This window comes from Mycetocola sp. CAN_C7 (assembly GCF_015752285.1).
Classification (GTDB): domain Bacteria; phylum Actinomycetota; class Actinomycetes; order Actinomycetales; family Microbacteriaceae; genus Mycetocola_A.
Window position 1 is genome coordinate 36,037 of record NZ_JADOUY010000008.1, and the last position, 24,444, is coordinate 60,480.

The 24,444-nt window shown below is 65.4% G+C and carries 26 protein-coding genes, 1 tRNA gene and 1 other RNA gene; 8 read left to right on the forward strand and 20 right to left on the reverse strand.

What is annotated here, in order from left to right:
* Positions 1–3: 3 nt before the first annotated feature.
* The 11 genes from IWX78_RS14965 to IWX78_RS15015 form a co-directional block, all read right to left on the reverse strand.
* A complete protein-coding gene (locus tag IWX78_RS14965; protein ID WP_196834442.1) occupies positions 4–1,269 on the reverse strand; it encodes a DUF6716 putative glycosyltransferase in 1,266 nt (421 codons plus the stop codon).
* On the reverse strand, positions 1,269–2,141 hold the full coding sequence (locus IWX78_RS14970) for an N-acetylneuraminate synthase family protein (protein WP_196834443.1): 873 nt from the start codon (positions 2,139–2,141) through the stop codon (positions 1,269–1,271). The genes IWX78_RS14965 and IWX78_RS14970 overlap by 1 nt, the downstream gene beginning before the upstream one ends.
* Positions 2,138–3,310, reverse strand: coding sequence for a cytidylyltransferase domain-containing protein (locus IWX78_RS14975; protein WP_196834444.1), 1,173 nt, complete (start codon positions 3,308–3,310; stop codon positions 2,138–2,140). The genes IWX78_RS14970 and IWX78_RS14975 overlap by 4 nt, the downstream gene beginning before the upstream one ends.
* An 88-nt stretch (positions 3,311–3,398) precedes the next feature.
* Entirely contained in the window at positions 3,399–4,781 is a 1,383-nt protein-coding gene (locus IWX78_RS14980; protein ID WP_196834445.1) for a glucose-6-phosphate dehydrogenase, read from the reverse strand.
* Between the two features lie 29 nt (positions 4,782–4,810).
* On the reverse strand, positions 4,811–5,563 hold the full coding sequence (locus tag IWX78_RS14985) for an ArsR/SmtB family transcription factor (protein ID WP_196834446.1): 753 nt from the start codon (positions 5,561–5,563) through the stop codon (positions 4,811–4,813).
* 98 nt (positions 5,564–5,661) lie between these two features.
* The gene (locus IWX78_RS14990) at positions 5,662–6,525 is read right to left on the reverse strand and encodes a phosphogluconate dehydrogenase C-terminal domain-containing protein (RefSeq protein ID WP_196834447.1); all 864 of its coding nucleotides are present in this window, start codon (positions 6,523–6,525) and stop codon (positions 5,662–5,664) included.
* Entirely contained in the window at positions 6,522–7,316 is a 795-nt protein-coding gene (locus IWX78_RS14995) for a sugar phosphate isomerase/epimerase family protein (protein ID WP_196834448.1), read from the reverse strand. The genes IWX78_RS14990 and IWX78_RS14995 overlap by 4 nt, the downstream gene beginning before the upstream one ends.
* Entirely contained in the window at positions 7,313–8,083 is a 771-nt protein-coding gene (locus tag IWX78_RS15000; RefSeq protein WP_196834449.1) for a triose-phosphate isomerase family protein, read from the reverse strand. Before IWX78_RS15000 ends, IWX78_RS14995 begins: the two co-directional genes overlap by 4 nt.
* Entirely contained in the window at positions 8,083–8,550 is a 468-nt protein-coding gene (locus IWX78_RS15005; protein ID WP_196834450.1) for a ribose-5-phosphate isomerase, read from the reverse strand. Before IWX78_RS15005 ends, IWX78_RS15000 begins: the two co-directional genes overlap by 1 nt.
* Entirely contained in the window at positions 8,550–10,274 is a 1,725-nt protein-coding gene (locus tag IWX78_RS15010; RefSeq protein ID WP_196834451.1) for a dihydroxyacetone kinase family protein, read from the reverse strand. Before IWX78_RS15010 ends, IWX78_RS15005 begins: the two co-directional genes overlap by 1 nt.
* A 79-nt stretch (positions 10,275–10,353) precedes the next feature.
* Positions 10,354–11,721 (reverse strand): MFS transporter, encoded by a 1,368-nt coding sequence (locus tag IWX78_RS15015; RefSeq protein WP_196834452.1) that lies wholly within the window; start codon positions 11,719–11,721, stop codon positions 10,354–10,356.
* A 159-nt stretch (positions 11,722–11,880) separates the two neighbouring features.
* Here IWX78_RS15015 and IWX78_RS15020 point away from each other — a divergent pair, with 159 nt between their 5' ends.
* From IWX78_RS15020 to IWX78_RS15035, 4 genes are all read left to right on the forward strand, one after another.
* Positions 11,881–12,618: a FadR/GntR family transcriptional regulator gene (locus tag IWX78_RS15020; RefSeq protein ID WP_196834453.1), complete on the forward strand. Its 738-nt coding sequence runs from the start codon at positions 11,881–11,883 to the stop codon at positions 12,616–12,618.
* A gap of 217 nt (positions 12,619–12,835) precedes the next feature.
* Positions 12,836–14,617, forward strand: coding sequence for a M6 family metalloprotease domain-containing protein (locus IWX78_RS15025; protein ID WP_196834454.1), 1,782 nt, complete (start codon positions 12,836–12,838; stop codon positions 14,615–14,617).
* 42 nt (positions 14,618–14,659) lie between these two features.
* On the forward strand, positions 14,660–14,863 hold the full coding sequence (locus IWX78_RS15030; RefSeq protein ID WP_196834455.1) for a hypothetical protein: 204 nt from the start codon (positions 14,660–14,662) through the stop codon (positions 14,861–14,863).
* Positions 14,864–14,880: 17 nt separating this feature from the next.
* A complete protein-coding gene (locus tag IWX78_RS15035; protein ID WP_196834456.1) occupies positions 14,881–15,240 on the forward strand; it encodes a hypothetical protein in 360 nt (119 codons plus the stop codon).
* 29 nt (positions 15,241–15,269) lie between these two features.
* On the opposite strand, the gene IWX78_RS15040 is transcribed toward IWX78_RS15035, so the two are convergent.
* Both IWX78_RS15040 and IWX78_RS15045 read right to left on the reverse strand, forming a co-directional pair.
* Positions 15,270–15,641 (reverse strand): biopolymer transporter Tol, encoded by a 372-nt coding sequence (locus IWX78_RS15040; RefSeq protein WP_196834457.1) that lies wholly within the window; start codon positions 15,639–15,641, stop codon positions 15,270–15,272.
* A 102-nt stretch (positions 15,642–15,743) separates the two neighbouring features.
* Positions 15,744–15,816, reverse strand: a tRNA-Lys gene (locus tag IWX78_RS15045).
* 135 nt (positions 15,817–15,951) lie between these two features.
* Between IWX78_RS15045 and IWX78_RS15050 the strand changes: the two genes are divergently transcribed.
* The 3 genes from IWX78_RS15050 to IWX78_RS15060 are packed head-to-tail and all read left to right on the forward strand — an operon-like array spanning position 15,952 to position 18,326.
* Positions 15,952–16,773, forward strand: a complete 822-nt coding sequence (locus IWX78_RS15050) for an inositol monophosphatase family protein (RefSeq protein ID WP_196834458.1) — start codon at positions 15,952–15,954, stop codon at positions 16,771–16,773.
* A 30-nt stretch (positions 16,774–16,803) separates the two neighbouring features.
* Positions 16,804–17,577 (forward strand): lysophospholipid acyltransferase family protein, encoded by a 774-nt coding sequence (locus IWX78_RS15055; protein ID WP_196834459.1) that lies wholly within the window; start codon positions 16,804–16,806, stop codon positions 17,575–17,577.
* On the forward strand, positions 17,574–18,326 hold the full coding sequence (locus tag IWX78_RS15060) for an alpha/beta hydrolase (protein WP_334684772.1): 753 nt from the start codon (positions 17,574–17,576) through the stop codon (positions 18,324–18,326). The genes IWX78_RS15055 and IWX78_RS15060 overlap by 4 nt, the downstream gene beginning before the upstream one ends.
* Here IWX78_RS15060 and IWX78_RS15065 read toward each other — a convergent pair.
* Together IWX78_RS15065 and ssrA are read right to left on the reverse strand one after the other, a co-directional pair.
* Positions 18,317–18,604 carry a hypothetical protein gene (locus IWX78_RS15065; protein ID WP_196834460.1) on the reverse strand — a complete coding sequence of 96 codons (288 nt, stop codon included), beginning with the start codon at positions 18,602–18,604 and terminating at the stop codon, positions 18,317–18,319. The two genes, IWX78_RS15060 and IWX78_RS15065, sit on opposite strands and share 10 nt — an antisense overlap.
* A gap of 88 nt (positions 18,605–18,692) precedes the next feature.
* Positions 18,693–19,068, reverse strand: a transfer-messenger RNA (tmRNA) gene (ssrA, locus tag IWX78_RS15070).
* 163 nt (positions 19,069–19,231) lie between these two features.
* On the opposite strand from ssrA, the gene IWX78_RS15075 reads away from it, so the two are divergent.
* Positions 19,232–19,900: an SIMPL domain-containing protein gene (locus tag IWX78_RS15075; protein ID WP_196834461.1), complete on the forward strand. Its 669-nt coding sequence runs from the start codon at positions 19,232–19,234 to the stop codon at positions 19,898–19,900.
* Positions 19,901–19,918: 18 nt separating this feature from the next.
* On the opposite strand, the gene IWX78_RS15080 is transcribed toward IWX78_RS15075, so the two are convergent.
* From IWX78_RS15080 to prfB, 5 genes are all read right to left on the reverse strand, one after another.
* Positions 19,919–20,653: a tyrosine-protein phosphatase gene (locus IWX78_RS15080; protein WP_196834462.1), complete on the reverse strand. Its 735-nt coding sequence runs from the start codon at positions 20,651–20,653 to the stop codon at positions 19,919–19,921.
* Positions 20,650–21,126, reverse strand: coding sequence for an SsrA-binding protein SmpB (gene smpB, locus IWX78_RS15085; protein WP_196834463.1), 477 nt, complete (start codon positions 21,124–21,126; stop codon positions 20,650–20,652). The genes IWX78_RS15080 and smpB overlap by 4 nt, the downstream gene beginning before the upstream one ends.
* A 113-nt stretch (positions 21,127–21,239) precedes the next feature.
* Positions 21,240–22,154, reverse strand: a complete 915-nt coding sequence (gene ftsX, locus IWX78_RS15090; protein ID WP_196834464.1) for a permease-like cell division protein FtsX — start codon at positions 22,152–22,154, stop codon at positions 21,240–21,242.
* Positions 22,151–23,197, reverse strand: a complete 1,047-nt coding sequence (gene ftsE, locus IWX78_RS15095; RefSeq protein ID WP_196834465.1) for a cell division ATP-binding protein FtsE — start codon at positions 23,195–23,197, stop codon at positions 22,151–22,153. The genes ftsX and ftsE overlap by 4 nt, the downstream gene beginning before the upstream one ends.
* Before the next feature lie 75 nt (positions 23,198–23,272).
* On the reverse strand, positions 23,273–24,382 hold the full coding sequence (gene prfB / locus IWX78_RS15100; RefSeq protein WP_196834466.1) for a peptide chain release factor 2: 1,110 nt from the start codon (positions 24,380–24,382) through the stop codon (positions 23,273–23,275).
* Positions 24,383–24,444: the final 62 nt, after the last annotated feature.

Consider the following 24,444-nt stretch of genomic DNA (forward strand, 5'->3'; position numbering starts at 1 on the left):
TGGTCAGGCCGCGGTGGAAGCGTTCGTCGCTGACTCCGGGCGGGCAGAGGCAGCGATCCGGGATCGCCGTGCACGTTTGACGGCGAAGACCGGCCAGCCGACGATCAAGGCGACGAGGCCAAGCGCTGAGGAGTCGTATCGGCCGAGCGCCTGACGGCGATCCCAGGCTCGCCGGAGCAGTCCCCCACGGCTGCGCCTGGCTGGGGGCCGGAATTGCAGCAGACCTGCGTCGCGAGCCTCGAACAGCGCAGCCAGGCGGGGCACGAAGGTGTTCTCGATCTCCCGGTGCGCATAGTTGGCCGTCAGCCAGCTCGGTTCGATGCTCCGAAACCGCAGCGCGAGCAGGTCAGCGGCGGAACCGAAAAGCCCGCTGCCCTCAAAGACTTCATTGATGAGAAGCGGGCCGACACCGAACTCATCGAGCACAAGGCTCGGGATGTCGAGTGCAGCGGCTTCGAGGACAGCCGTCGAACTCACCGTCGCGAAACCGACGGCGCGCTGCAAATGCTGCTGCATCGAGCCCGCCTCGACGACGAGGTTGGCCGGGGCATCCGACGGAAGAAGCTCGGGCAGCGGGTCCGTCTCGGTGTGCGTCTGTTCCTCGCCCGGTAGCGCACGGACCTTGAGGACGATCCGGAACTGCGGATGCCGTCGCGCGAGTTCCACGAGCAGGTCAGCGATCAGCTGCCGCTCCGGTCGTTCCCGCGGCACGATTGCCTGTGCTGCGAAGACAATGCTGTCGCCCGAATCTGACGCGCGGGTGCCCGCTGTGAGCCTCCGGGCGAACGGGAGGGTGGCGAGCACGAACTCGACGCGAGCCCCGTTCTCGGCGGCAAGGTTCCGATACGCGTCGACCTCCCGGTGGCTGTGGAGGACGAACAGGTCAGACTGTGTCCGATAGAAGATGCCCTTCCACTTCGCCGGGATCGAAATGCCCGGCAGGCCGCTGACGAGAACCGGTCGACGCTGCCGTTTGCTCAGGGCATGCAGGAGCACTTCAGCAACCGGTCCCCTGCAGGCGACGACGACGGCATCCGCCGACGTGATCTGCTCATCACGCAGGATGCCGGCGACGGGCAGGATGCGCGCCGTCGCACGCGAGAATCGGGTTCCGGACACCGCATCAAGGACCTGGCGGTTGCTCGCCGTCAGCGCACTGGCGACGATGACGAGTGAGATGTCCCAGGTTGCCGGAAGCGAATCCAGCAACGCAGCGCCCCACTTGACGAAGGAGTCGGAATCGACGAGACCGACGACCCGTCTGCCCACTAAGCGGGAACCCGGCGGAGCTTGGCCAGGGGAGCGAGTTCACCGGGGTAGATCCGCTTGATTCCGTCACCGAGAGCATCCTCGAGGATCCGGATGTCACGGACGAGCGTCGAGAAGCCGTGCGGTTCGAGCGATGCGGCGTGGTCGGAACCCCACATCGCCCGGTCGAGGGTGATGTGGCGTTCAACGATACGGGCGCCGAGTGCGACAGCGGCGATGGAGATCTGGAGACCACGTTCGTGCCCGGAGTAGCCGATCGGCACATCCGGGTACCGCCGTGCGAGCGCGGGGATCATCAGGAGGTTGGCTTCCTCTGGTGGCAGCGGGTAAGTGGAGGTCGCATGGAGGATCGTCAGCCGCGCCGGGTCGAGCAGGGAGACGGCGCGGTCGATCTGTTCGAGGGTCGACATCCCGGTGGAGAGGATGACCGGCTTGCCGGTGGCGTCGATGCGGCGCAGGAGGCCGTCATCGGTCACTGACGCTGAGGCGACCTTGTATGCCGATACCCGGAGGTCCTCGAGGAAGTCGACGCTGGGTTCGTCCCACGGCGACGCGAACCAGTCGAGTCCTCGCAGGGTGGCGTGATCGCCGATCTCGACGTACTGCTCGCGGTCGAATTCCACCCGGTAGCGGTAATCGAGGTAGGTCATGTCGCCCCACGGGGTGCTCCGAAGCACGCTCTTCATGTGTTCGGGCGTCGAGATCGCCGGCGTGCGCTTCTGGAATTTCACGGCCTGCGCTCCGGCATCCGCTGCGACATCGACGAGTTCCTTCGCCAGGGAGACGTCACCGTTGTGATTGAGGCCGATCTCGGCGATGACGTAGACGGGGTGGCCGGGGCCGATGTCGCGGGATCCGATGCGCAGGGTCATGCGTGTGTCCTTTCAGGGAGTACCAGGTCGGCGAGTTCGCGGACGGCGCCGTCACCGCCGTTGCGGGTGAGAACGACCCGGGCGGCCGGGACGACATCAGGATGGGCGTCGGCGACGACGATCGGCCAGCCGACGGCTTCGAGGCAGGCGAGATCGTTCACGTCATTGCCGAGGTAGGCGATCCGCGACAGCGGGATGCGTCGTTCGGCCGCCCACTCCCTGAGAACTGTGCCCTTGTCGGCGACACCGTGCCGCACGTCGATGCCCAGTTTGTTTGCGCGCGCGGAGACGACGGCGTTCTGCTCGGTGGAGAGAATGAGGACCGGGTATCCTGCGTCGCGCAGCAGGGCGATACCGAGCCCGTCTCCGCGGTGGGCGACAACGGATTCGGTGCCATCCTGCCCGACGTGGACCCGGTTGTCGGTGTGCACACCGTCGAAGTCGGTGACGACGGCATCCACGTCGATGGCTGTTCGGGGTCTGCTTGACGCGTCCATCCGCACGGCGGCCAGCAGCTCGGCCTCGGTGTCGATCTCGAGTGCGCTGGGCGGGGAGACGAGCCCCATCCCGATACGTCCGAAAAATCGGTGTCGCGAGCGGCGGAATCCGTCGACGCGCATCACATAGAACGCGCCGGTCTCCTGATACTGCGGTTCGCGGTCCTGTCGACGCGGCCGGGTGGCGGCATCATGATTGACGGCCGCCGCTCCCTTATCGGTTTCCCGCCAGAGGAAGGAGTGAGACTCGACCGCTGAGAAAACGACATCGGACTCACCGAGGGTGACCCGTTCGACGGCGTCGTCGAGGTCGTCAGGTGAGATGAACGGGGAGGTGGCCTGGAGAAAGACGAGGATGTCCGGCCGGATGCCGTCGCGCTCGAGTTCATCGAGGACGTGCAGGAGCGCGCTTTCGCTCGACGCGGTATCCGTCGCGAGGTCATCCGGGCGGTCGATGACGCCTGCCCCATATGCTTCAGCAGCTTCTGCGATCTCCGCCGAATCCGTGCTGACGAACACCGTGTCGATCTGCCTGGCGTTGCGGGCGGCGACGACAGCTCGTGCGACGAGCGGGATCCCACCGACGCGACGGATGTTCTTGCCGGGGACACCGCGGGAACCTCCGCGTGCCGGGATGACGGCGACGACGAGGTTCGGTGCTGGCTGGGGCATGCCCTCAGGCTAGGAACACTCCGCGCCGTGAAGATGGCCACCGATGGACCGGCACGTGAACGGCCGACGACAGCTCAGTGTCTCGGCGTCAGGACACCACACCGATCGGCTCCCAGTCCGCCGGGCCTGTGGCTCCTGCGGGATAGTCGGCGAGAGGTACCTCTCCTGATCGCCAGGACGCGAGGATCGGCTCGACGATGCGCCAGCACTGCTCCGCCGTGTCTCCCCGCACCGACAGCGATGGGTCATCGTCGAAGATGCCCTCGAGCACCTCACCGTATGCACTCAGAGCCCCGGGGCCGAATGCGGCGTGGAACGTCGCCCGTTCGAGGTCATGAGGGTCGTCCGGCCCGTTGATGTTGATGGAAAGCGACAGCTCGTCCGGTGCGAGGAACAGGCGCAGGATCGTCGGTTCCGTGCTGCCGCGAAACCCGGTTGGCACGTGGTTGGCGGGTTTGAAACGCACAATGATTTCCCGGCGGCGGGCGGCGAGCGCCTTGCCGGAGCGCAAAGTGAATGGGACGCCTGCCCAGCGCCAGGTGTCGATCTGCACCGTCACTTCGGCGAGCGTCTCGGTCTGCAGCGCAGGATCGACGCCCGGTTCGTCTGCATACGACGGGTAGTCCCGCCCGTCCACTGCGCCTGCGGTGTACCTGGCACGGCGGCCGGCCGCTGCCGGGTCGTTGTTCCATGCGGTTGTTGCCCGCAGTGCGAGCCCCTTGGCGTCGCGGATGTCGGCTGCGCCGAGGGTCGACGGCGGTTCCATGGCGAACACGGCGAGCACCTGGAGCAGGTGGCTCTGGATCATGTCGACGAGCGCGCCGGCGTGGTCGTAATACCCGGCACGCCCCTCCAGCCCGAGTTGCTCGTCGTAGACGATGTCGACGCGTTCGACATGCTCGGCGTTGAACAGCGGTTCGAAGATGCGGTTCGCGAAGCGCAACCCGAGGAGGTTGAAGACGGTGGACCTGCCGAGGAAATGGTCGACCCGGTGGATCCTGTTCTCTGTGACAAGCCCAGCCAGTTGGGCGTTGAGAGCGGCGGCGCTCGTGCTGTCGGTTCCGAACGGTTTCTCGAGAGCAAGAATGGTGCCGTCGGGGAGGCGCACATCCTCGAGCGCAGCGCAGGCTTTCACGGTGACGGCGGGCGGCAGCGCGAAATAGAGCGCAGGGGTGCCGGTCGCTTCGGCGAGCAACGCCGAGAGTGCGGATGCGTCGGTGACGTCGGCGGTTCGGAAGACCGTCCGGGCGAGCACCGCGTCCACTGCGGGACCCGCTGCATCCACCGTCGCGAACGAAGCCGACACAACGTCGCGCCAGGCGGCATCCGTCAGTTCGTCGACACCGACACCGATGAGCTCGACCCGACGGTCGGGCTGTCCGGTGAGGAGCTGGCCGAGTGCGGGGAGGAGAAGTCTCGAGGAAAGGTCTCCTCCCCCACCGAGAAGGAACAGGGTGGTTGATCGTGTCATCCTCCGACCCTATTCCCCTGGCCGTACGGTCAGGTGTACATCAGCGACCCGGGTGTGGTGAGCAGCGTGCCGGTCTCCAGCCAGGTCTTCAGGCCGGAGAGGATCATCGGCCAGCCACCGTACAGCTGCTCGTTTGCACCCTCACGCAGCTGGTCGTGCGTGACCGTCAACCTGCACGAGTCCTCGACCTGTTCGATCTCCCAGGTGACCCGCGATGTGCCCTCGCTCTTCACATCGTCTCCCCACAGGGCCACCATGCTCTGAACCAGCCTCCTGGGCGGATCGATCTCGAGGATCTCTCCTTCACCGAGCGGGGCATCCGCCCTGACGTTGGTCATCTCGTAGTGCGATCCGGCCGACCAGTCGGTTTCGACGCGGTTCCCGAAGCTGTATTTGCTGCGGATGTCGGAGTCGACGATCGCCTCCCAGAGCCGCTCGGGCGTCGTCTTGATGTAGACCTCGAAGATCTTCTCCATGGTGTTCTCCAATTCCTTCTTCAGGCCGCTGAGACCAGCAGCCCAGTTCTCTGCGTACTTGCTCACCCATCGGTCGTGGACGAGCTGGATCGGCACGGCGTTGAGGAAATGGAATTTTTCCCGCCCGTCTCGCCTCGTGACGATGAGTCCGGCGTCTTCGAGTTGCTTGAGATGCTTCATCACCCCGAACCGGGAGATGTCGAATCGTGATTCAAGCGCCCCGAGGGTCTGGCCGTCCTCGCGGTAGAGATCATCGAGGAGCGCGCGGCGAGTCGGATCGGCCAGCGCTTTGAAGATCTCGTCCATGCGCAAACATTATGTGACCATTTGGTCACATGTCAAGGGTGGTCAACGGCAAAAGGACGGGCAGCCAGGAGGCCGCCCGTCCCTCTCCCCGATCGGCTCTAGCGTTCGATCTTGTCGAGGTGCAGCATCGCTGCGAGGTTCTTGTCGAGCTCCTCGTCGGTGAACACCTTCTTCCAGTCATCCTTGATGATCGAGGACTTTCCGTAATCCATGGCGATGAGGCAGGCGTCGCTGAACGGGTTGTCTCCGCGGAGCCCATTGGCGAGGGCGACCTGCGTGTGACCGAGAAGGATCGACCGTGCGGCCGGCTCCGGAACGCCCATCGTGTTCACGGCCTCGTCGAGGGCCTCCTTGAGGAGGGCGCCGATCATGCAGGCGATGGTCTCGACGAGGGTGGGCTCGAGTTGCGCCAGCTGCTTGATGGTGACCCAGTGCACGTCGACGACGGGGGCATAGATGGCACGCACGGTGGCTTCGACGATCGCCTTCTTCTCGGGGTCGTCCGATTCGATCGCCGCGATGGCATCCTGCGGTGCAGCGATGCCCCCGAAGGTGTCTGCGTACTCTTCCGGGGTGGTGCGCTGAAGGAAGATCGACGGGTGGCAGGGGTGCGCGACGGCCTGGATGACGTCTTCGCGGGTGGTGAGCAGGCCCGCGTATGCGGCAGCCGGGTCGAGGGTGAGGACGATCGCGCCCGCCTTCAGCTGCGGAACGATCTCCGCAGTGACCGGGCCGAGGGCGAGGTCGGGAACGGCGAGCACGATGATGTCGGCGTCGGCGACCGCTGTTGCGGTGTCGGTGAGTTCCCGGCCGGCGGCGCGGACGCGGTCCTGCCCGACGGGCGAATTCTCGCTGTAGAAGACGGTGTGCTCGGTCTTCGCGAGGTTGTCGGAGACGCGGGTCCCCATCTTTCCCCCTGCGCCGATCACGGCGATGGTGGGGGCGAAGTCTGTCGTGGTCATCGGTTTCTCCTCAGGTAGTCCAGTGTGGTGGCCGTCCAGGCGATCTCCGCCTCGACGGTGGTCTTGGGGTCGCCCTGCCAGGGCAACCAGTGTTCGACGATCTCGTTGATCCCGCGCTCGCCGGGTGTGACCGTGTCGAGCAGGTGGCGGTAGTCGTGCAGCCCATCGCCCATCGGCGCACCGCTGTAGGTGAACCCGACCCAGCCCTCCTGACGAGCGAAGGCGAAGTCCTTCACGTGAACGTTGCGGGTGAGTGGGGCGCACCGTTCGACAGCATTCCTCGGGAGTTCAAGTCCGGCGACGACGTTGGCCGGGTCGAGGCAGATGCCGAGCCGGTCGCTGCCGACCCGCTCGACGAGTCCGACGAGGTCTGCTGTCGGCACCTGTTCGTATGTCTCGAGCGCGAGTGTCACTCCCGCCGTCTCGAAAGACGGCATGGCGTCGGTGAGGATCAGTTCCGCTTCGCCGAGGCTGGGGCGGTGATCCGGCCCGAAGAGCATGCTGCGAATGAGCTCGGCGTCGAAGAGCTCGGCCAGTCGCAGGAACGATTCGAGGTGGCCGGACCCGATGCCCTTTGTGCCCAGTTCGATCCGGAGCCCGAGGTTGCGGGCTTCGGCCGCAACCGCGGCGAGCTCGGAGCGCGACATGGTGAGCAGGGGCGCGTAGTCGCAGATCTGAAACAGGTCGACATCGAGCTCACGGGTGCGCTCGAAGGCGCCGACCAGGCTCAGCGGTTCGGGGACCTGTGTCGAGTGCTGCCAGAAGAAGGCGTAGGTGCCGAGCCCGATCATGACCGGACTCCGGACTGTGCCAGCTCCGCTGCCTCATCGAGGACGGATGCCAGCGCCTCCGGGTCGTGCGCGAAGCGCCCGAGGAACACGCCGTCGACGTCGGAACCGAGGTCTGTCAGCAGACCGGGTCCGGCGCTTCCGCCGTAGATCACCGAACTGCCGTCGCGACCGTCGAGGGAAGCGAGAACCCGTCGCAGTCGCGCGCAGACAATACGAATGTGATCGGCGTCTGCCGGCTCGGCTGCGCCGATCGCCCAGACCGGTTCGTACGCCACGATCACCCGCCCGGTGGGCGCGTCGGCGAGAGCGGATTCGAGTTGCCGGACGACCTCGTCGGCGGCGGCATCCGGTGCCACGCGCTCGATTTCGCCGATGCAGAGGACGGGAGCGATGCCGTTTCGCAATGCGGCCGCGGCCTTGTCGGCAACAACCAGCTCGGTCTCACCGAAGATCCGACGCCGTTCGGCATGCCCGACTTCGACGACCCCCACGCCGAGCTCAGCGAGCTCTACGCCGCTGACCTCCCCGGTGTACGCGCCGTCGTCTTCCCAGAACAGGTCCTGGGCACCGACGATGACCCGTGTTCCAGCGACGGCATCGAGAGCGGCCGGGATGGAGACAAAGCTCGGAATGATGAAAAGTTCGACCGCACCACTCGTCACCGATTCGTGGCTGCGCCCCAGTTCCGCGACCCGACCGAACCAGGAACGGGCTCGGGCATGCCCGAAGTACATTTTCAGGCTCACTCCGACGGTGACGGGCGGCATCAGCAGCTTCCGGTCGACTCGTAGCGGTCGAGAACGGCAACCTTCTCGGCGCTCGCCGACGTGTCGTCGAAACGGTAGGTGAGCCACTCACGCACGAGTCGACGCGCGAGCTCGGCCCCGATGACCCTTTGACCGATGGCGAGCACCTGCGCGTTGTTCGAGAGCACGAGTCTCTCGACCGAGAAGCTGTCGTGCGCGACGGATGCGCGGATGCCGCGCACCTTCCCGGCCGCCATCGCCACGCCCATTCCTGTTCCGCAGATCAGCAGACCGCGGTCGGCATTCCCGGCGGCGATGGTCTCTCCCACTGCGACGCCGACCCGGGGGTACGGAGTGTGCCCGTCGGCGTCGACGCCGACATCCGTAACACTTTCGACGAGGCCGCTGGCCAGAAGGTCCTTCTTGAGGAGTTCCTTGTAGTCGAAACCGGCGTCATCCGATCCGATGACGATGCGGAGCTTGTCCATTACTGTTCCTGTTCGTTGAGTACTGACGTGATGCGCTGCACGATCAGCGCGAGGGAGTGGGCTCCGGCATCCGGGGTGCCCAGTGACTTCTCGGCGTGCGGACGGGCCCGGCCCATGAGCGGAAGCAGTTCCGCGGTTGCGGCGGCAGCGACTGTCGAGGCATCAGCGGCGACGGCCCAGGCGTCCGCAAGTCGGGTGCCGCGTGCGACCTCGGCTGCGAGGGTGTCGGCGAACGGCACGAGCGAGTCGACCATCGTCTTGTCGCCGCGCACGGCACCGAAGGTGAGGATGCTCTCCGTCGCTGATCGCACTCCGTCGCTGACCGTCGCTGCAGAGGGCTTCTCCGAATCGCCGAGCCGCTCGCCCACGGCGGTGAGCGCAGCACCCCAGAGTGCTCCTGAGGTCCCGCCGGCCCGATTCGACCAGGCGTCGGCTGCCCGGGTGAGCACCGTCTGCGCGCCGGCACCCCGGTGGAGAGCATCACGGGCAGCGGCGCGAGCAGCCTGGGCTCCTCGCTGCATCCCGATTCCGTGATCGCCGTCTCCCGCGACAGCGTCGATCCGGCCGAGTTCGTCGACGTTCTCGTCGATCACCGCGGCGATCGCATCGATCACGCGCTGGGCGACCCGGGCTGCTGCCCGGGACTCCTCGCTCGCGTCTGGGATGACGTCGACCGCTTCGAGCTCGTCGCGGACCGGTGCCTGTTCGGCGGCGGCGACGGAGCCTTTGCGATAGGCAGGAGTGTCTGCTGGCGCACGCCAGAATCCTTCGAGTTCGTCGTCGAGCCAGAACAGGGTCAGGGAGGCACCGGCCATGTCGAAACTGGTGACGAGTTCGCCGACCTCGGGGTCGACAACGGTGACCCCAGCTTCTGTGAGCAGCGCGGAGACACGGCGGTAGACGACGAACAGCTCCTCGTACTTCACCGAACCGAGCCCGTTGAGAAGAACACCCACCCGCTGGCCGTCAGCCGACGTGATGCCGTCGGGCAGTTCGGCGAGCAGCGCAGACACGAAGAGTTCAGCGAGTCCGTCTGCGGTCGGTACATCCATCTCGTCGATGCCGGGTTCACCGTGGATGCCGATGCCGACACCCATGCGCCCCTCCGGCACGGTGAAGAGCGGCGCATCAGCCCCGGGCAGCGTGCACCCGGTGAACGCTACGCCGAAGGAGCGGGTGCGTTCGTTGGCCAGCGTAGCCACTCGGACGACCTCGTCGAGGGAGTAGCCCGCCTCCGAAGCCGCTGCCGCTGTCTTGAAAACGGTGAGATCGCCGGCGATGCCGCGACGTTTGTGCTTCTCGGCGACGGAGGCGCTGGCGATGTCATCGGTGACAACCACGGTACGGCAGTCGATACCGTCAGCGCGAAGACGGTCCTGCGCCTGGCTGAAGTGCAGGACGTCACCGGCGTAGTTGCCATAGGTGAGAAGGACGCCGCCACCGAGAGAGGCGGCAGAAGCGACCGAACGGACCTGCTGCGCCGACGGGGACGCAAACAGGTTGCCCATCGCAGCGCCGTGCGCGAGGCCCTGGCCGACCAGTCCCCCGAAAGCCGGGTAGTGGCCAGACCCACCGCCGGTGACGATGGCCACCGACCCTGGCCGGGATACCGTGCTCCGGATGACGCCCCCGTGCACGCGGCGGACCTGGGCGGCGTTGGCAGCGACGAAACCGTCGATCATCTCGTCGGCGAAGTCGACGGGGTCATTGAACAGGCGAGTCATGTGCGTGGAGCTCCCGGGAAGGTGGGTGGAACAAGGAACGGTGGGGAGGGGCGGCCGCGAGCGGCCACCCCTCTCCTGATCACTGCGCGAGCGACTGCGCGTCGACCGGGTCGACGGCGCCTGGCGGTGTGCGCCTCGCACGAGCCAGCAGGAGCATGATCACTCCCGAGATCGCCATGAAGCCACCGACGATGAACATGGGGACCTCGTAGCTGCCGGTCCAGTCGGCGACAGCACCGGTGACGTACGGAGCCGAGAAGCCTGCGAGGTTTCCGATGGTGTTGATCAGCGCGATACCCGCTGCGGCTGCCGCTCCGGTGAGGAACTGCGTGGGCAGCGTCCAGAAGTTCGGCAAGGCGGAGAAGATCGCCATGGCGGTAATCGCGATGATGGCGATCGTCGCGAACGGCGAGCCGGCGAAGAGGGCGAACGGGATGCTCAGCGCACCGACGAACGCGGGAATCACGATGTGCCAGGTCTTGAGACCGCGCTTCGTGGCATCCCTGGCCCAGAAATGCAGGGCGATCGCTGCCGGGATGTACGGCACGGCGGTGATGAGGCCCTTCTGGAACGTGTCGAACTCAGTACCGAACTGGGCCTGGAATCCTTCGATGATCGTCGGCAGGAAGAAGCCAAGTGCGTAGAGGCCGTAGATGAAGCCGAAGTAGATGAACGCAAGCGCCCAGACCCGACCGCTCTTGAACGCATCACGGATGCGGGCGTGCCCGTTGGCCTTCTCGGTCGTCGCGCGCTCCTTCTCGAGTGCATTGGTCAGCCAGACCTTCTCCTCTTCGGTGAGCCACTTCGCGTCAGCCGGGCGGTCCTTGAGGTAGAACCAGGCGACGATACCGATGATGATCGCCGGGATGGCGACGCCGGCGAACATGAAGCGCCAGCCTTCGAGGCCGAAGATGCCGTCCTGTTCGATGAGGATGGCGGCGAGGGGTGCACCGATCACGGTGGTGAGCGGCTGTGCCAGGTAGAACAGCGCGAGGATCTTCGAGCGGTGGGCGGCGGGCACCCAGAGGCTGAGGAACAGGATAGCGCCGGGGAAGAAGCCGGCTTCGGCGACGCCGAGCAGGAAGCGCAGGCCGACGAGCTGCTCGAAGTTGCCGACCCAGGTGAAGAGCAGCGCGACGATGCCCCAGCTGACCATGATCCTGGCCAGCCACTTGCGGGCACCGAATCGGTGGAGGGCGAGGTTCGAGGGAGCCTCCAGCAGGATGTATCCGATGAAGAACACGCCAGAGGCGAACCCGAACTGAGCCGCCGACAGGGCGAGGTCGTCGTTCATCCCGTTGGGAGCGGCGAATCCGATCGCTGTCCTGTCGAGATAGTTGATGAAGAACATCAGTGCGACGAACGGCACCAGGCGAACGGCGACCTTTCGGATCGCTGATTTCTCTACCGCTGACTGCGGTCCGGGTCTCGATGTGGTGGAGGCCACGTTAACTCCTTCGTTAAATATGAGGGCGGCAACCAGAACCCGGTGAGAACCACGTCGGTCGCGTAAATGAGTATTCGCCTTTTTCCGTTTCCTGTCAACCGGTTGACCAAAAAGGGAGTGACGGTGGGCGCGCTCGACCCCATCCAGTACCGTGGACCCATGCCGGCATATCCTCACGACGCGTCTTCCGAAATCGCCGCGTCCATCGGCTCCCTCTCTGGCGGCACACCGGTCTCCGCGGTTGCGAAACGGTTGCTCGAGATCTTCACGAAGGGTGACATCGAGCCGGGAACCCGGCTCCCCCCTGAGCGCCAACTCTCGACCACGCTCGGTGTCGGCCGGTCCGCCGTGCGTGAAGCCCTTGCCGCTCTCGAGATCCTCGGTGTCGTCGATGTCCGACCGGGTTCGGGCACCTACCTCCGCGGTGCGACGAGCGAGCTCCTCCCCCAGACCCTGAGCTGGGGCCTCATGCTCGGCGAACCACGCACCGTCGAACTCATCGAGGTCCGCGGCGCCCTGGAGATCTATGCCGCCAGGCTCGCGGCGTCCCGCATCACCGACCAGGCCCTCGAACGACTCGGCCAGCACGTCGACGAGATGCGCGCGAACATCGGCGACCTGCCTGCCTTCGTCGAAGCTGACCTGCAGTTTCATTCGGAACTGGCCCGCAGCATCAACAACACCGTGTTGTTGGACCTGCTTCAGAGCATCCGGTCCCTCCTACGGGTCTGGGTCGATCGTGCCGTGCAGCAGCCGGAAGAGGCTGCGGCTGCCATCGAGGAACACGCGGCCGTCTACGCGGCGATCGCGACTCGCGACCCGGATGCTGCGGCATCCGCCATGGCCGTTCACATGAATACCGCTGGAGCCCGTCTCTCGCGTTCCGTCGCTCCGTAGCGCAATTCGGGCGGGTGCTCCCGTCCGAACGCGTAGCGCGGCCGGGCGAATCCCCCGCCTGATCCGGTTTACGGCAGTCTGTCGATCCCGTCAACCGGTGTATTTGACAAATCCTCACGAGTAGGCTAGCCGGCATCCACACATCGAAGTTGATCGCTCGCCGTGCGCCCGCAGATCGTGCAACCGGGTCGCCGAGCACTTGGAGAGAGGGGCGGTCGTGCCCAGTCCATTCATCGGTGAAATCTTCACTTTCCGCAATCCGGATGATTCGGAGGTGACGCTCCGCGGTTGGGGAAACCAGTTCGAAGCCGTCTTCGAAACCCTCGATGGGTACACCGTCGTACCGGGAAGCGACGGTTTCTATGAGTACGCCTACCTCGCCGACGACGGCGAGTCGCTGCTCCCCAGCGGCAGAAGGGTCGACGAGACCGACCCCGAATCGCTCTCCCTCCCGAAGCACGTCCGCCTCACGCGCGATGCCGCCCGGATGCACGCCGACGGAGCGCGTTCGGCGATGGGTCCGCCTCCACGCTGGATGCAACGCCGCCAGCAGGATCGTGCTGCCCGAGACGTGCGCCCGCCAGAGGGCTTGCCGCCCGGGTCGCCGGAGTCGGCAGCGGACGAGGCCCAGGCCGCTGATGACGGGCCGGACGGAGCTCCTCCGTCCGGCGCAACCACCGGGGACTACCTGGGTCTGGTCCTGCTCGTCGACTTTTCCGACTTTCCGCAGTCGATCGGCCGGCAGGAGGTCGACGATTTCTGCAACAAGGCCGGCTATTCGGGTTTCGGCAACAACGGATCTGCGTTCGATTACTTCCGGGACGTCTCAGACGGCACACTCCGGTACAAGAATCACGTGGCGGCGTACTACCGTGCAGCCCACCCACGGACGTACTACACCGACCCCACGGTCGCGTACGGAACTCGGGCTCAGGAACTCATCCGTGAGGCTCTCGACAGCCTCGTCGCCAGCGGCTTCAACTTCACCACGCTGACCGCGGACTCGGGCGGTTTCATTCAGGCGCTCAGCGTGTTCTACGCAGGCACCCGCTCCAACAACTGGTCGGAGGGACTCTGGCCACACTCGTGGGGTCTCGCCAGTTCGTACTCGGTCGGCGGCGGGCGCCGGTTCTCCGATTACCAGATCACCGATCTCGGTACCCAGCTGACGCTGCGGACGTTCTGCCACGAGAACGGACACATGGTCTGCGATTTCCCCGACCTGTACGACTACGACGCCGTCAGTGTCGGGAATGGCATCGGCCACTACTCGCTCATGTGTTTCGGCGGATCAGATCGGAACCCGGTCCAGGTCGAGGCCTACCTCAAGCATGCGGCCGGCTGGTCGTCACGCGTCACCACCCTCACCAGCGGCATGACGGCGACGGTCGAGGCAGGAAAAAACGACTTCCTTCTCCACGCGCGGAACGCATCCGAGTACTTCATTCTGGAGAACAGGCGCCAGTCCGGCCGCGATGCTGCACTGCCTGACGCCGGCCTGGCGATCTGGCACGTCGATGTGAACGGCAACAACAGCCATGAGCAGATGACGGCCAGCCAGCACTACGAATGCTCACTCGAGCAGGCAGACAATCGGTTCGACCTCGAACGCCGGGTCAACGGCGGCGACGCCGAAGATCTGTACGGTGGCACGGCGTCGTCGTTCGGACCAGCGACCGCCCCGTCGAGCAACTGGTGGGACGGCACCGCGTCCGGGCTCGACATCTCGCAGATCTCCGCCGTCGGCACGTCGATGACCGTCACCACCAGGGCATCCGGGCCCCAGTGGTACTCGAACGTGGGCGTTGCCAGCGTTTTCGCCACCCACCACGGCCAGAACGCGTGGGCGAACCTCGCCGGTCTCGGCTGGCGGAAAGTCCAGACGGGCGCCCCAGACGGCGTCACCAACATGCTGGGGGTTCTCGCCCTGGCCCGGGCCAGGAACCTCACCGTCACCGTCAATGCTGACGCCGGCGCCGTGTTCCAGGCCTACCTCTGATCCCCAGCAGCCACGACACAGGAAGAGCCGACCATGTGGACCTTGATCAATCAGATTTTCACCTCCCACCACTCCCAGAACGCGTGGGCACATCTCGCCGTCGACGGCGCGTGGCACAAAGTGCTGCCCAACGCTCCAGACGGCGTGACAAACGTGCACCTGGTGCTCGCCACCGCCAAAGCGAACGGCAAGCAGGTCTACGTCGTGCTCGATGCAGCCAAGAACATCACCCAGGTCTACCTCTAGCCGACGGGAACACGCCGATGCCCAACGAAGTCACCATCAGGATCGCCGTCGACTCGGGATCTGACGGACACCTTGCCTCTGCCGGGCAGGCAGAAGCCTCCCCATCGCCCGTTTCGGTCGACGAGTTGGGTGCACCGGGATCGTCCGGGAGCAGCGCGGGGGCGGCGTCAGGCGACGCCCCGGTTCCGCTCCCACTCGATCAGCTGAACGGGAACGCCTCCGCCCAGGACTCGTCCGCCCCTTCTCCATCGGCGATCCTGGCGCCGTCCGCCGCTGCCGGTGGCGACGCCCCACAGCCGATCCCACTCGAAGAACTCCGGGCGGGCGACGCCGACACGGATACGGATGCCGACGACGACGCACCCACTCCTCGGTGACGCATCGAGCGCCACCCTCATCCGGCCGTTCACTCGGGTGGGCAACGCTCCGCGTCGCCGGAATCGAGCGCGTCCAGCGCCTGAAGTGCATCGAGGGCGCGCGCCAGACGGTCGGACTCCCTCTCGTCCCACCAGTACGGCCCGCGTTCACCGAGTCCCGCTTTAGCGAACCCGACGCGCTCGCGGGCTGCAGCGATCGCATCCGCATCGCCGGCGCGCTTCGCCGACCGTACGCCGGACCGTCCCCGACCGAGGTGGGATGTCAATTGCTCGACCACGTCAGCAGGAAGGAACGGGTCGGTGCGCCGCCAGCGCCTGCCGTTGATGACCAGCCAGCGCGCATCGTCGTCAGTCGTCGATGATCCGTTGCTGTCGGAATCGGTCGAGCCATCGGAAGTCATGGCACGACTCTATTCGCGACGAACAGCGTCGTGTCGGATGACGTCACGCACCTGGCGATGACGAACTACCGGTTTAGTCGCAGTAAGAGGAAGAAGAGATTGTGCACCCCCCGGGACTTGAACCCGGAACCCACTGATTAAGAGTCAGTTGCTCTGCCGATTGAGCTAGAGGTGCATTTCGAACCCACCGATTGCGCGGTGAACCGAGGAAAACCATAGCATGCGATCCGCGTGCTCCGCGAATCGAGAGAGCATCGCCAGACGCCCCATCCCCGCTCACCATGGCGGAAGCCGACGCTATCGTGGAAGCATGACGAACCCTCCGTTCTCGATCGCAGACGACCTTGCACTCGCCCTCAGACTGGCGGATGCCGCCGACGCGATCTCGGTCGACCGATTCCGCTCAACGACGCTGCAGATCTCCACCAAACCGGATGCAACGCACGTCACGGACGCCGACCTCGCCGTCGAGAAAGTGTTACGCGAGATCCTGGCCGTCGAGCGACCGGATGACGGCATCCTCGGCGAGGAGTTCGGAACAGCGGGGTCGACGGAACGCCAGTGGATTCTGGATCCGATCGATGGCACCGCCAACTTCCTGCGGGGCGTGCCCAACTGGGCCACTCTTATCAGTCTCGCCATCGACGGCCGGCCTGCTGTCGGCGTCGCAGCCGCACCCGCCTTTCGTAAGCGCTGGTGGGCAGCAGACGGGACCGGCGCCTGGCTGGCCGAAGACGAACAGGAACCCCGCCGCCTGCAGGTCTCCGGCGTCGAGAAGATCACGGATGCCTCCCTCAGCTTCCAGAGCATCGCGCAGTGGGATGAGGCCGGCTACCTCGACCGGCTGATCGACCTCTCACGATCGGTGTGGCGCGACCGGGCCTACGGCGACATGTGGTCGTACGGCATGCTCGCTGAGGGGCTGATCGACATCGTCGCCGAATTCGGTGTGAAGGAGTATGACATCGCTCCGTTTGTCGTCATCGTTCGAGAGGCCGGGGGGCGCTTCTCCGCCGTCGACGGCCAGGACACCATCGCCGGGCGGAGCGCACTCGCCACCAACGGAGTGCTGCACGATTCGGTGCTTAGCATCCTGGGGCACGGTCCCGCCAGCCTGAGCGACCGCGACTGAATTCACGGCGGCGACCCGTACCATTTCGGTATGAACGCGCGCACCAGGGAACCCGTATACACGACGGCGATCGCGGCCGGGCGGCTGCTGTTCGGTGCCCTTCGGCTCAAACCGATCGTCACCGGGGCCGAGAATCTTCCGGCGTCCGGCGGTGCCGTGCTTGCGATCACCCATTTCGGCTACATGGACTTCGCCCTGACCGAGTGGATGGTCTGGCATCGCAACCGGCGTCGCATCCGCTTTCTCGCGAAGAAGGGCGCGTTCGACAAACCGGTCGTCGGCTGGTTGCTGCGGGGGATGCGACACATCTCGGTCGACATGAAAGCCGGCGGCGAGGCGTACTCTCAGGCAATCGCCGCGCTCGAGGCCGGGGAAATCCTCGGAGTCTTCCCCGAGGCCGGCGTGAGCGCGTCGTTCACCGTGCGCGAGTTGAAGACCGGCACTGTGCGCATGGCCGCGGAGGCCGGCGTCCCCATCATCCCCGTCGCGGTCTGGGGCGGGCATCGTCTCCTGACGAAGGGACACAAACCCATCCTCAGCGAGGCGCGTAACGTCCCCGTCCGGTTCGCGATCGGGGCCCCGCTCACGGTCGGCGCAGACGCCGACGTTCGGGAGACGACAGCAGCACTGCGGCAGACGCTCCAGACGCTTCTCGACGACGCGCAGGCGAGCTACCCGGATGCCGGCACGGGTGCCTGGTGGCAGCCCGCTCACCTCGGCGGGACCGCCCCCACCCCGGAGGAGGCCGCCGTGATCGAGGCCGAGCGCCAGCGGCGAAAGGCCGAGGAGGCAGCGGCACGGTGACGGCGGGCCGCCGCATCAAAAACGCCGTGCTTGCAGTGGTCGCGGTGCTCCTCCTCGTGATCTCCATCGGGGCCGTCTGGGCCCACCAGGTGATGGCGGGCGAGCGCGACGCAGCGCTCGAGGTCTGGCGGAACGATGCCATCACCGTCACGGACACCGACGTATCCGTGGTTCTGGCGCCGACGACCGACGCGACATCGACCGGGCTCGTCTTCGTTCCCGGCGCGAAGGTCGACCCCTATGCCTACCTGTTCAAACTGTCTGGAATCGTCGAGGACGGCGTGACCGTGGTGATCACCAAGCCGACCCTCAACCTGGCCCTGGTCGATCTGAGGCCGCTCGCGACGTTCACCGACGGTGTCGCACGCGTCGATCAGTGGTTCGTCGGCGGGCACTCCCTCGGCGGGGTCAGGGCCTGTCAGTACGCCGGCGAACAAGAGACGGTCGGCATCGTGCTGTTTGGGAGCTACTGCGCGACTGACCTGTCAGACAGCGGGCTCCCCGTGCTGAGCTTCGTCGGCGAGCATGACGGCCTGAGCACGCCCGAGAAGATCGAGGACTCGGCCGTGCTGCTCCCTGATGACGCCGCCACCGTGCTCGTCCCCGGCGGGAACCATGCCGATTTCGGCGACTACGGCGTGCAGCCGGGCGACGGCGGGTCCGCCACGAGCGACACCGCAGTCCGAGAGCTCATCACTGCCGAGTTCCGTTCGTGGGCCGCGCCGGTCGTCGGCACTGATCAGCGCTGAGCGGATTCCAGCCGGCCGGGTCCGAACGGAAGCCACGGTGCCGAGTAGCGCAACGTAGTCGGGTGACCGGGCTCGAGCGTGATCCGTGCGTACCCGAACTTCCAGAGCCGGTTGAAGAGGAACACCGTGACGTCGGTCGTTCCGACGGAGGACACCTGCCAGGTCCCGGTTCCCCATTGGGCGGGCTGGCCACGGCCGTTGAACACCACCGTCGGTTTCGGATACCAGCCGATGCGTGGCTTGTGCAGGGTGAGCTCGATGCGTTCACTGTCTGCCATGCATCCCAGCTAACCATGAATCCGCAACGCAGAAAGGCCGCCCTTCCGGGCGGCCTTTCGTCGTTCACGTTGCGTGATCAACAACCGATGGTGGAGATGCGGGGAATTGAACCCCGGTCCACTGCTGTGGTCATGTGCCTTCTACGGGTGTATCCAGTGAAGACGTTCTACTCGGCTCCGGAATTTGCCACTGGCACCTAATCCGACAAGCCCAGCCTCAGTTGAAGTCCCTCTACGCCCTGAGACGAAACGTAGAAGCAATCTCTCTAAATGGCGCCAGGGTCCGGGTAGAGAGCATTCCCGGCCTGACGGACTTCTTTAGTGCGCTCGCTTAGGCAGCGAGGGCGAAGTCAGTGCGCTTTGAATTGGCACTTATTGTTTTCCAGAGATCGTTTACGAGATAACCCTGGATCCTCGACCCGCTTCTCACAGTTGCGCAGGCAGTGTCGAAACCGATCATCCCCATGCACACTCCGAGGAGTGGATTGCTGGTCACGCGCTGTTGAATTACCAAACCGGTTTCCCGGCATCCGGGCCATTCGACCCAGCTTTTCAGTATACGCGTCTGCGAAGCCCACCGCCATGCGCTGCCTGTTCCGACGGGGTCTTCACAGGTACAGTTCGAACATGGCCCACCACTCCGAACAGTCGACCGTCGTTCTCTCCCTGCGCGGGGAGGCCGTCGCTGAGTCCGCTCCTGAGCGGGCGACCGCGACCCTCGTCATCGCGGTGGACGGCCCCGACCGTTCCGAGGTCCGCGCGCGCTCCACCCGGGCCATCGCGGAATGCATCGACTCCGTCACCCGACTGCACGACACCGTCGCCGGTCCCGTCGTCGACTGGACCAGCGACGACCTGCAGGTGTGGGCGGAACGGCCGTGGAGCAACGACGGCACCCAACTCCCCCTCGTGTTCCATTCCCGTGCGACCCTTGCCGTCACCTTCACCGATTTCATCCGTCTCAGCCTGTGGCTCGATGAGACCGCCGACCGCAACGACGTGTCAGTCGGCGGTGTGGCCTGGGCGATCACCGATCTCACGCGTCGCGAACTGGAGGCGCGCGCCCAGCGGGATGCCGTCGCGCACGCTCTCGACAAGGCATCCGTTTACGCCTCATCACTCGGCCTGGTTACGGTGACGCCTGTCACGCTCTCGGAGCCGTCGGCAGCAGCGCGGCCATTCGGTCAGGACGACACTCGGATGTTCGCGACGGCGGCGGGAACACCCTCAGATTTCGCCCCGTCCCCGATCCGCGTGTCGGTGGAAATCGACGTGACGTTCGCCGCCACCCCCTGACCCGTCATCCCTGACCCGTCACCCGCGGTCAACGAGAGAAGCAGACAACAACTCCAGATCGTGAAGACTCAAACCCGAGCGCAACAGGTACTGCCGAACCGACCCATACTCCTCGTCGATCTCGTCGAGAACCGTATCGAGTACGTGTCCGGGGCTCCCGCCCATGAGCGTCCGTAATTCCGGTGTCTCCACTCCGCCGTGTTCGACGATGAGTGCGATCATCCACTCGAGCCATTCGCCGCGCAGGTTGGCCTCTGAACGGGCGTAGTCCTCGACGACGATGGTACGGTCCACGCCGACGGCGAGCAGCGCGAGGGCGACGACGATGCCCGTGCGATCCTTGCCCGCCGTGCAGTGGACGAGTACACCGGCGTCTGCGGTCGCGATCTCACGCAGTACCCGGATGACGACGCCGGAGTGCTGGGTCACGATCTTGCTGTAGAGGGCGGGAAGGCTGACGGCCGCCTCGCCCTGCGATGCCCCCGAGCCTTCGAACACCGGCAGACGCACGACGGCGACGTCGAGCCCGTCGAGATCGTCCGGCATGATCCGGGCTTCGAACTCGTCGCGAAGATCGACGACGACTCCGACTCCGAGCTCACGGAGGTGGCGTTTACCGTCCGGCCCGAGCCGGTGAAGTCCGTCGGATCGCAGCAGCCGTCCGGAGCGCACGCGACCGTCCACTGTGGGGTACCCGCCCACATCACGCAGGTTATAGGTCCCGTTCACGGCGATCCGTGGCACAGTGCTCATTCGCCCAGGTGGTTCTTCGCCGACATGGCGCGGGCAGCCTCACGTGTCGCTTCGCGTTCGCGCAGGGTCTGCCGTTTGTCGTACTCACGTTTACCCTTGGCGATGGCGATCTCGACCTTGGCCCTGCCGTCGCTGAAGTACAGCTTCAGAGGGATGATGGTGTACCCGCCCGGCGCGACCTTGTGGCTGATCTTGAGGATCTGCGCTTTGTGCAGCAGCAGTTTGCGTTTGCGGCGAGGCGGGTGATTGTTCCAGGTGGCGCCGGTGTACTCGGGAATGTGCACGGCGTCGAGCCAGGCTTCGCCTCCTTCGATGAAGGCGTAGCCGTCGACGAGCGACGCCCGGCCGGCGCGCAGCGATTTGACCTCGGAGCCGCTCAGCACGAGTCCTGCTTCAAAGGTGTCTTCGATCAGGTAGTCGTGGCGCGCTTTGCGATTGGTGGCCACGACATTTTGGCCACGTTCTCTTGGCAACGGTTTGCTCCGACGGTCGGTGTGCGGCATCGAGCCGCGAGGGATCTGCCACGCCGGTCGCGCGACAGCCCATCAGTCTAACAACAGGACGGATGCCGCGCGGCCGGCTCCCGCTAGATCTTCAGATAGCGCTTGATCGCGAAGTTCGCGGACAACGCGGCGAGCAGCATGCCGAGCAGGATGAGCACCGGCACGACGATGAACGCGTCTGCGACGCCGACGAAGCTGACGAACGGCATCCGCGGTGCCAGGTATCCCGCGATGAAGTAGTGCACGATGCCGACGACCGCCGCCCCGGCGAGCACGGACCCGATCACCGCGGAGAACACACCCTCGAGGATGAACGGCGTCTGGATGAACCTGTTCGATGCTCCGACCAGTCTCATGATGCCGATTTCCTTGCGCCTGGAGTACGCAGACAGGCGGATCGTCGTTGCGATGAGGAGCACGGCGGCGACAAGCATCAGCCCGGCAATGCCGATGGCCGTGTAGCTGGCCACGTTGAGTACCTGGAAGATGGCGTCGAGGTATTGGCGCTGGTCGGTGACCTCTTCGACGCCGGCCGTGCTGGAGAAGGCCTCGACGAGCACCTCCGACTGCGATGGGTCCTTGAGGTTGACCCAGAAGGTCTCGTTCAGCTGTTCAGGAACGACGAGCGCTGCGAGGTCGTTGCCTTCGAACTGCTGCTGGAAGTTCTCGTAGGCGAGTTGGTGGTCCTCGAAGTAGAACTCGTCGATGAACGGGGCAAGGGTTTCCCCTTCGAGCTGTTCGGTGACACTCGCCTTCTGGTCGTCGGTCGCAGCCCCTCCCGCGCAGTTCTCGGTCGCTGAATCGGCGGTGCACAGGTAGACGGCCACCTGTGCGCGGTCGTACCAGTAGTTCTTCATCTGGCCGATCTGCATCTGCAGCAGCGCGGCTGTGCCGACGAAGGTCAGGGAGATGAAGGTGACGAGGATGACCGAAATCACCATCGAGACATTGCGGCGCAGGCCAGTCGTGGCTTCCTGCCAGATCAGTGAAAGCCTCATTTGACGGGCCCCACGCTCTGCTCGTCGTCAGTATCCGGGTCATCGGCGGCTCGCAGCCCGAGACGCTCGGCCAGCGACAGGTGATCGGTGACGGCGCTGAGGTCCTGCGGTTCTGAGCGCGGCAGGTTGACGGCTCCCGTTGCCGCTGCCGGCGCGATGCGGTCGGTCTCACCCGTCTCCGTTCGTGACGGAACCATGCGGCGCGGAGTCGGCACGGGCTCGTGCACGGGCGTGTTGATCAAGATCTGGTGTGCCTCGGTTTCGGCATCGGCCTGCGCAGTCGCTTCGGCGACTTCGCGGCGTGCGGCCTGGGCGGACTGGCCCTTCGCAACGGCGGGTTTCAACTCGGGCACGACTCCGGTCGTGCCGTACCCGCCCTCGAGCTCGTCGCGTACGATGACGCCGTCGACGAGTTCGATCACCCGGCGCTGCATCTTGTCGACGATGCCAGCCTCGTGGGTGGCCATGAGCACGGTGGTTCCTCCGGCATTGATGCGCTCGAGGATCTGCATGATGCCGGCACTGGTCGCCGGGTCGAGGTTTCCGGTCGGCTCGTCCGCGAGCAGGATCTGCGGCTTGTTCACGACGGCCCTGGCGATCGCTACGCGCTGCTGCTCGCCACCGGATAGTTCATGCGGCAAACGGTCGCCCTTGTTCTCGAGGCCCACCATCTTGAGCACGTCGGGCACGGCTTCCTGCACGTACCCGCGCGACTTACCGATGACCTGGAGCGTGAACGCCACGTTCTGGAAGACCGTCTTGTTAGGAAGCAGGCGGAAATCCTGGAATACGACGCCGAGATTGCGCCGGAAGTACGGGATCTTGCGGCTCGAGATCGACCCGAGGTCGTTTCCGAGAACAAAGATCGACCCATTCGACGGCTTTTCCTCCTTGAGGATCAGCCGCAGACAGCTCGACTTCCCGGAACCGGATGCACCGACGAGGAAGACGAACTCCCCCCTGGCGATCTCCAGATCCATCTCGTGGATTGCCGGTCGCTTGGTGCCGGAGTATTTCTTCGTGACGTTCTCAAACCGAATCATGACGATTCGAGCCTAGGCAGGCTTTGGCGCGTTCCGGGCGTGACACGCCTATGCCCGCCGTGTTGGCGGAGAGGCTCAGTCCTCCGCCGGCTGTTTGCGCCAGCGGATGCCGGCGGAGATGAATCCGTCGATGTCGCCGTCGAACACGTTCTGCGGGTTGTTGACCTCGTGCTCCGTGCGCAGGTCCTTGACCATCTGGTACGGCGCGAGGACGTAGGAGCGCATCTGGTCGCCCCAGCTCGCCGTGATGTTGCCCGCAAGCTCCTTCTTCTTCGCGTTCTCCTGCTCGCGCTGCACCAGCAGAAGACGGGACTTCAGCACCCGCATCGCCGCTGCACGGTTCTGGATCTGGCTCTTCTCGTTCTGGCAGCTCACCACGATGCCTGTGGGCAGGTGGGTGATGCGCACGGCGGAGTCAGTCGTGTTGACCGACTGGCCGCCGGGGCCTGACGAGCGGAACACGTCGATGCGGATGTCGTTGTCGGGGATGTCGACTTCTTCGGTCTCGGCCATCAGCGGAACGACTTCGACGGCCGCGAAGCTCGTCTGGCGCTTGCCGGCCGAGTTGAACGGGCTCATGCGCACCAGTCGGTGGGTTCCGGCTTCGACGCTGAGCGTTCCGAAGGCGTACGGGGAGTCGATTTCGAAGGTTGCGGACTTGATGCCGGCTTCTTCGGCGTAGCTCGTGTCGAGCACGGTGGCCTTGTATTTGTGCTGTTCCGCCCAGCGCAGGTACATCCGGAAGAGCATGTCGGCGAAATCGGCGGCGTCGACGCCACCCGCTCCAGCCCGGATTGTGACGACGGCGGGAAGCGGGTCATATTCGCCGTTGAGGAGGGTCTGCACCTCGAGGTCGCCGATCTGCTTCTGCAGGTCGACGAGTTCGCTGCGTGCTTCGGTCGCTGACTCTTCGTCACCTTCGGCGATGGCGAGACCGACGAGGACCTCGAGATCGTCAAGCTGGTTCTCGATCGCGGTGATCCGAGCAAGCTCGGACTGCCGATGGCTGAGCGCGCTCGTGATCTTCTGCGCCTTGTCGGTGTCGTCCCAGAGATCGGGGACACCCGCCTGTTCGCTGAGGTCGACGATGTCGGCGCGCAGCCGGTCAAGGTCGACGACTTGCCGGATGTCGGCGAAAGTGGTGCGGAGAGCGGCGATCTGGTCGTTCAGGTCTAGATCTAACATGTCGGCTCCAGCCTACCTTCCAGCGCGACCCCGCGGTCAGGCACGCGAACCGCCAGACATAG

Bases quoted from the DNA above. Each gene is read 5' to 3' on its own strand.
- IWX78_RS14970 (WP_196834443.1), bottom strand. From the start codon at position 2,141: ATGACCCTGCGCATCGGATCCCGCGACATCGGCCCCGGCCACCCCGTC.
- IWX78_RS14975 (WP_196834444.1), bottom strand. From the start codon at position 3,310: ATGCCCCAGCCAGCACCGAACCTCGTCGTCGCCGTCATCCCGGCACGC.
- IWX78_RS14980 (WP_196834445.1), bottom strand. From the start codon at position 4,781: ATGACACGATCAACCACCCTGTTCCTTCTCGGTGGGGGAGGAGACCTT.
- IWX78_RS14985 (WP_196834446.1), bottom strand. From the start codon at position 5,563: ATGGACGAGATCTTCAAAGCGCTGGCCGATCCGACTCGCCGCGCGCTC.
- IWX78_RS14990 (WP_196834447.1), bottom strand. From the start codon at position 6,525: ATGACCACGACAGACTTCGCCCCCACCATCGCCGTGATCGGCGCAGGG.
- IWX78_RS14995 (WP_196834448.1), bottom strand. From the start codon at position 7,316: ATGATCGGGCTCGGCACCTACGCCTTCTTCTGGCAGCACTCGACACAG.
- IWX78_RS15000 (WP_196834449.1), bottom strand. From the start codon at position 8,083: ATGCCGCCCGTCACCGTCGGAGTGAGCCTGAAAATGTACTTCGGGCAT.
- IWX78_RS15005 (WP_196834450.1), bottom strand. From the start codon at position 8,550: ATGGACAAGCTCCGCATCGTCATCGGATCGGATGACGCCGGTTTCGAC.
- IWX78_RS15010 (WP_196834451.1), bottom strand. From the start codon at position 10,274: ATGACTCGCCTGTTCAATGACCCCGTCGACTTCGCCGACGAGATGATC.
- IWX78_RS15020 (WP_196834453.1), top strand. From the start codon at position 11,881: ATGCCGGCATATCCTCACGACGCGTCTTCCGAAATCGCCGCGTCCATC.
- IWX78_RS15035 (WP_196834456.1), top strand. From the start codon at position 14,881: ATGCCCAACGAAGTCACCATCAGGATCGCCGTCGACTCGGGATCTGAC.
- IWX78_RS15040 (WP_196834457.1), bottom strand. From the start codon at position 15,641: ATGACTTCCGATGGCTCGACCGATTCCGACAGCAACGGATCATCGACG.
- IWX78_RS15050 (WP_196834458.1), top strand. From the start codon at position 15,952: ATGACGAACCCTCCGTTCTCGATCGCAGACGACCTTGCACTCGCCCTC.
- IWX78_RS15055 (WP_196834459.1), top strand. From the start codon at position 16,804: ATGAACGCGCGCACCAGGGAACCCGTATACACGACGGCGATCGCGGCC.
- IWX78_RS15065 (WP_196834460.1), bottom strand. From the start codon at position 18,604: ATGGCAGACAGTGAACGCATCGAGCTCACCCTGCACAAGCCACGCATC.
- IWX78_RS15075 (WP_196834461.1), top strand. From the start codon at position 19,232: ATGGCCCACCACTCCGAACAGTCGACCGTCGTTCTCTCCCTGCGCGGG.
- IWX78_RS15080 (WP_196834462.1), bottom strand. From the start codon at position 20,653: ATGAGCACTGTGCCACGGATCGCCGTGAACGGGACCTATAACCTGCGT.
- ftsX (WP_196834464.1), bottom strand. From the start codon at position 22,154: ATGAGGCTTTCACTGATCTGGCAGGAAGCCACGACTGGCCTGCGCCGC.
- ftsE (WP_196834465.1), bottom strand. From the start codon at position 23,197: ATGATTCGGTTTGAGAACGTCACGAAGAAATACTCCGGCACCAAGCGA.
- prfB (WP_196834466.1), bottom strand. From the start codon at position 24,382: ATGTTAGATCTAGACCTGAACGACCAGATCGCCGCTCTCCGCACCACT.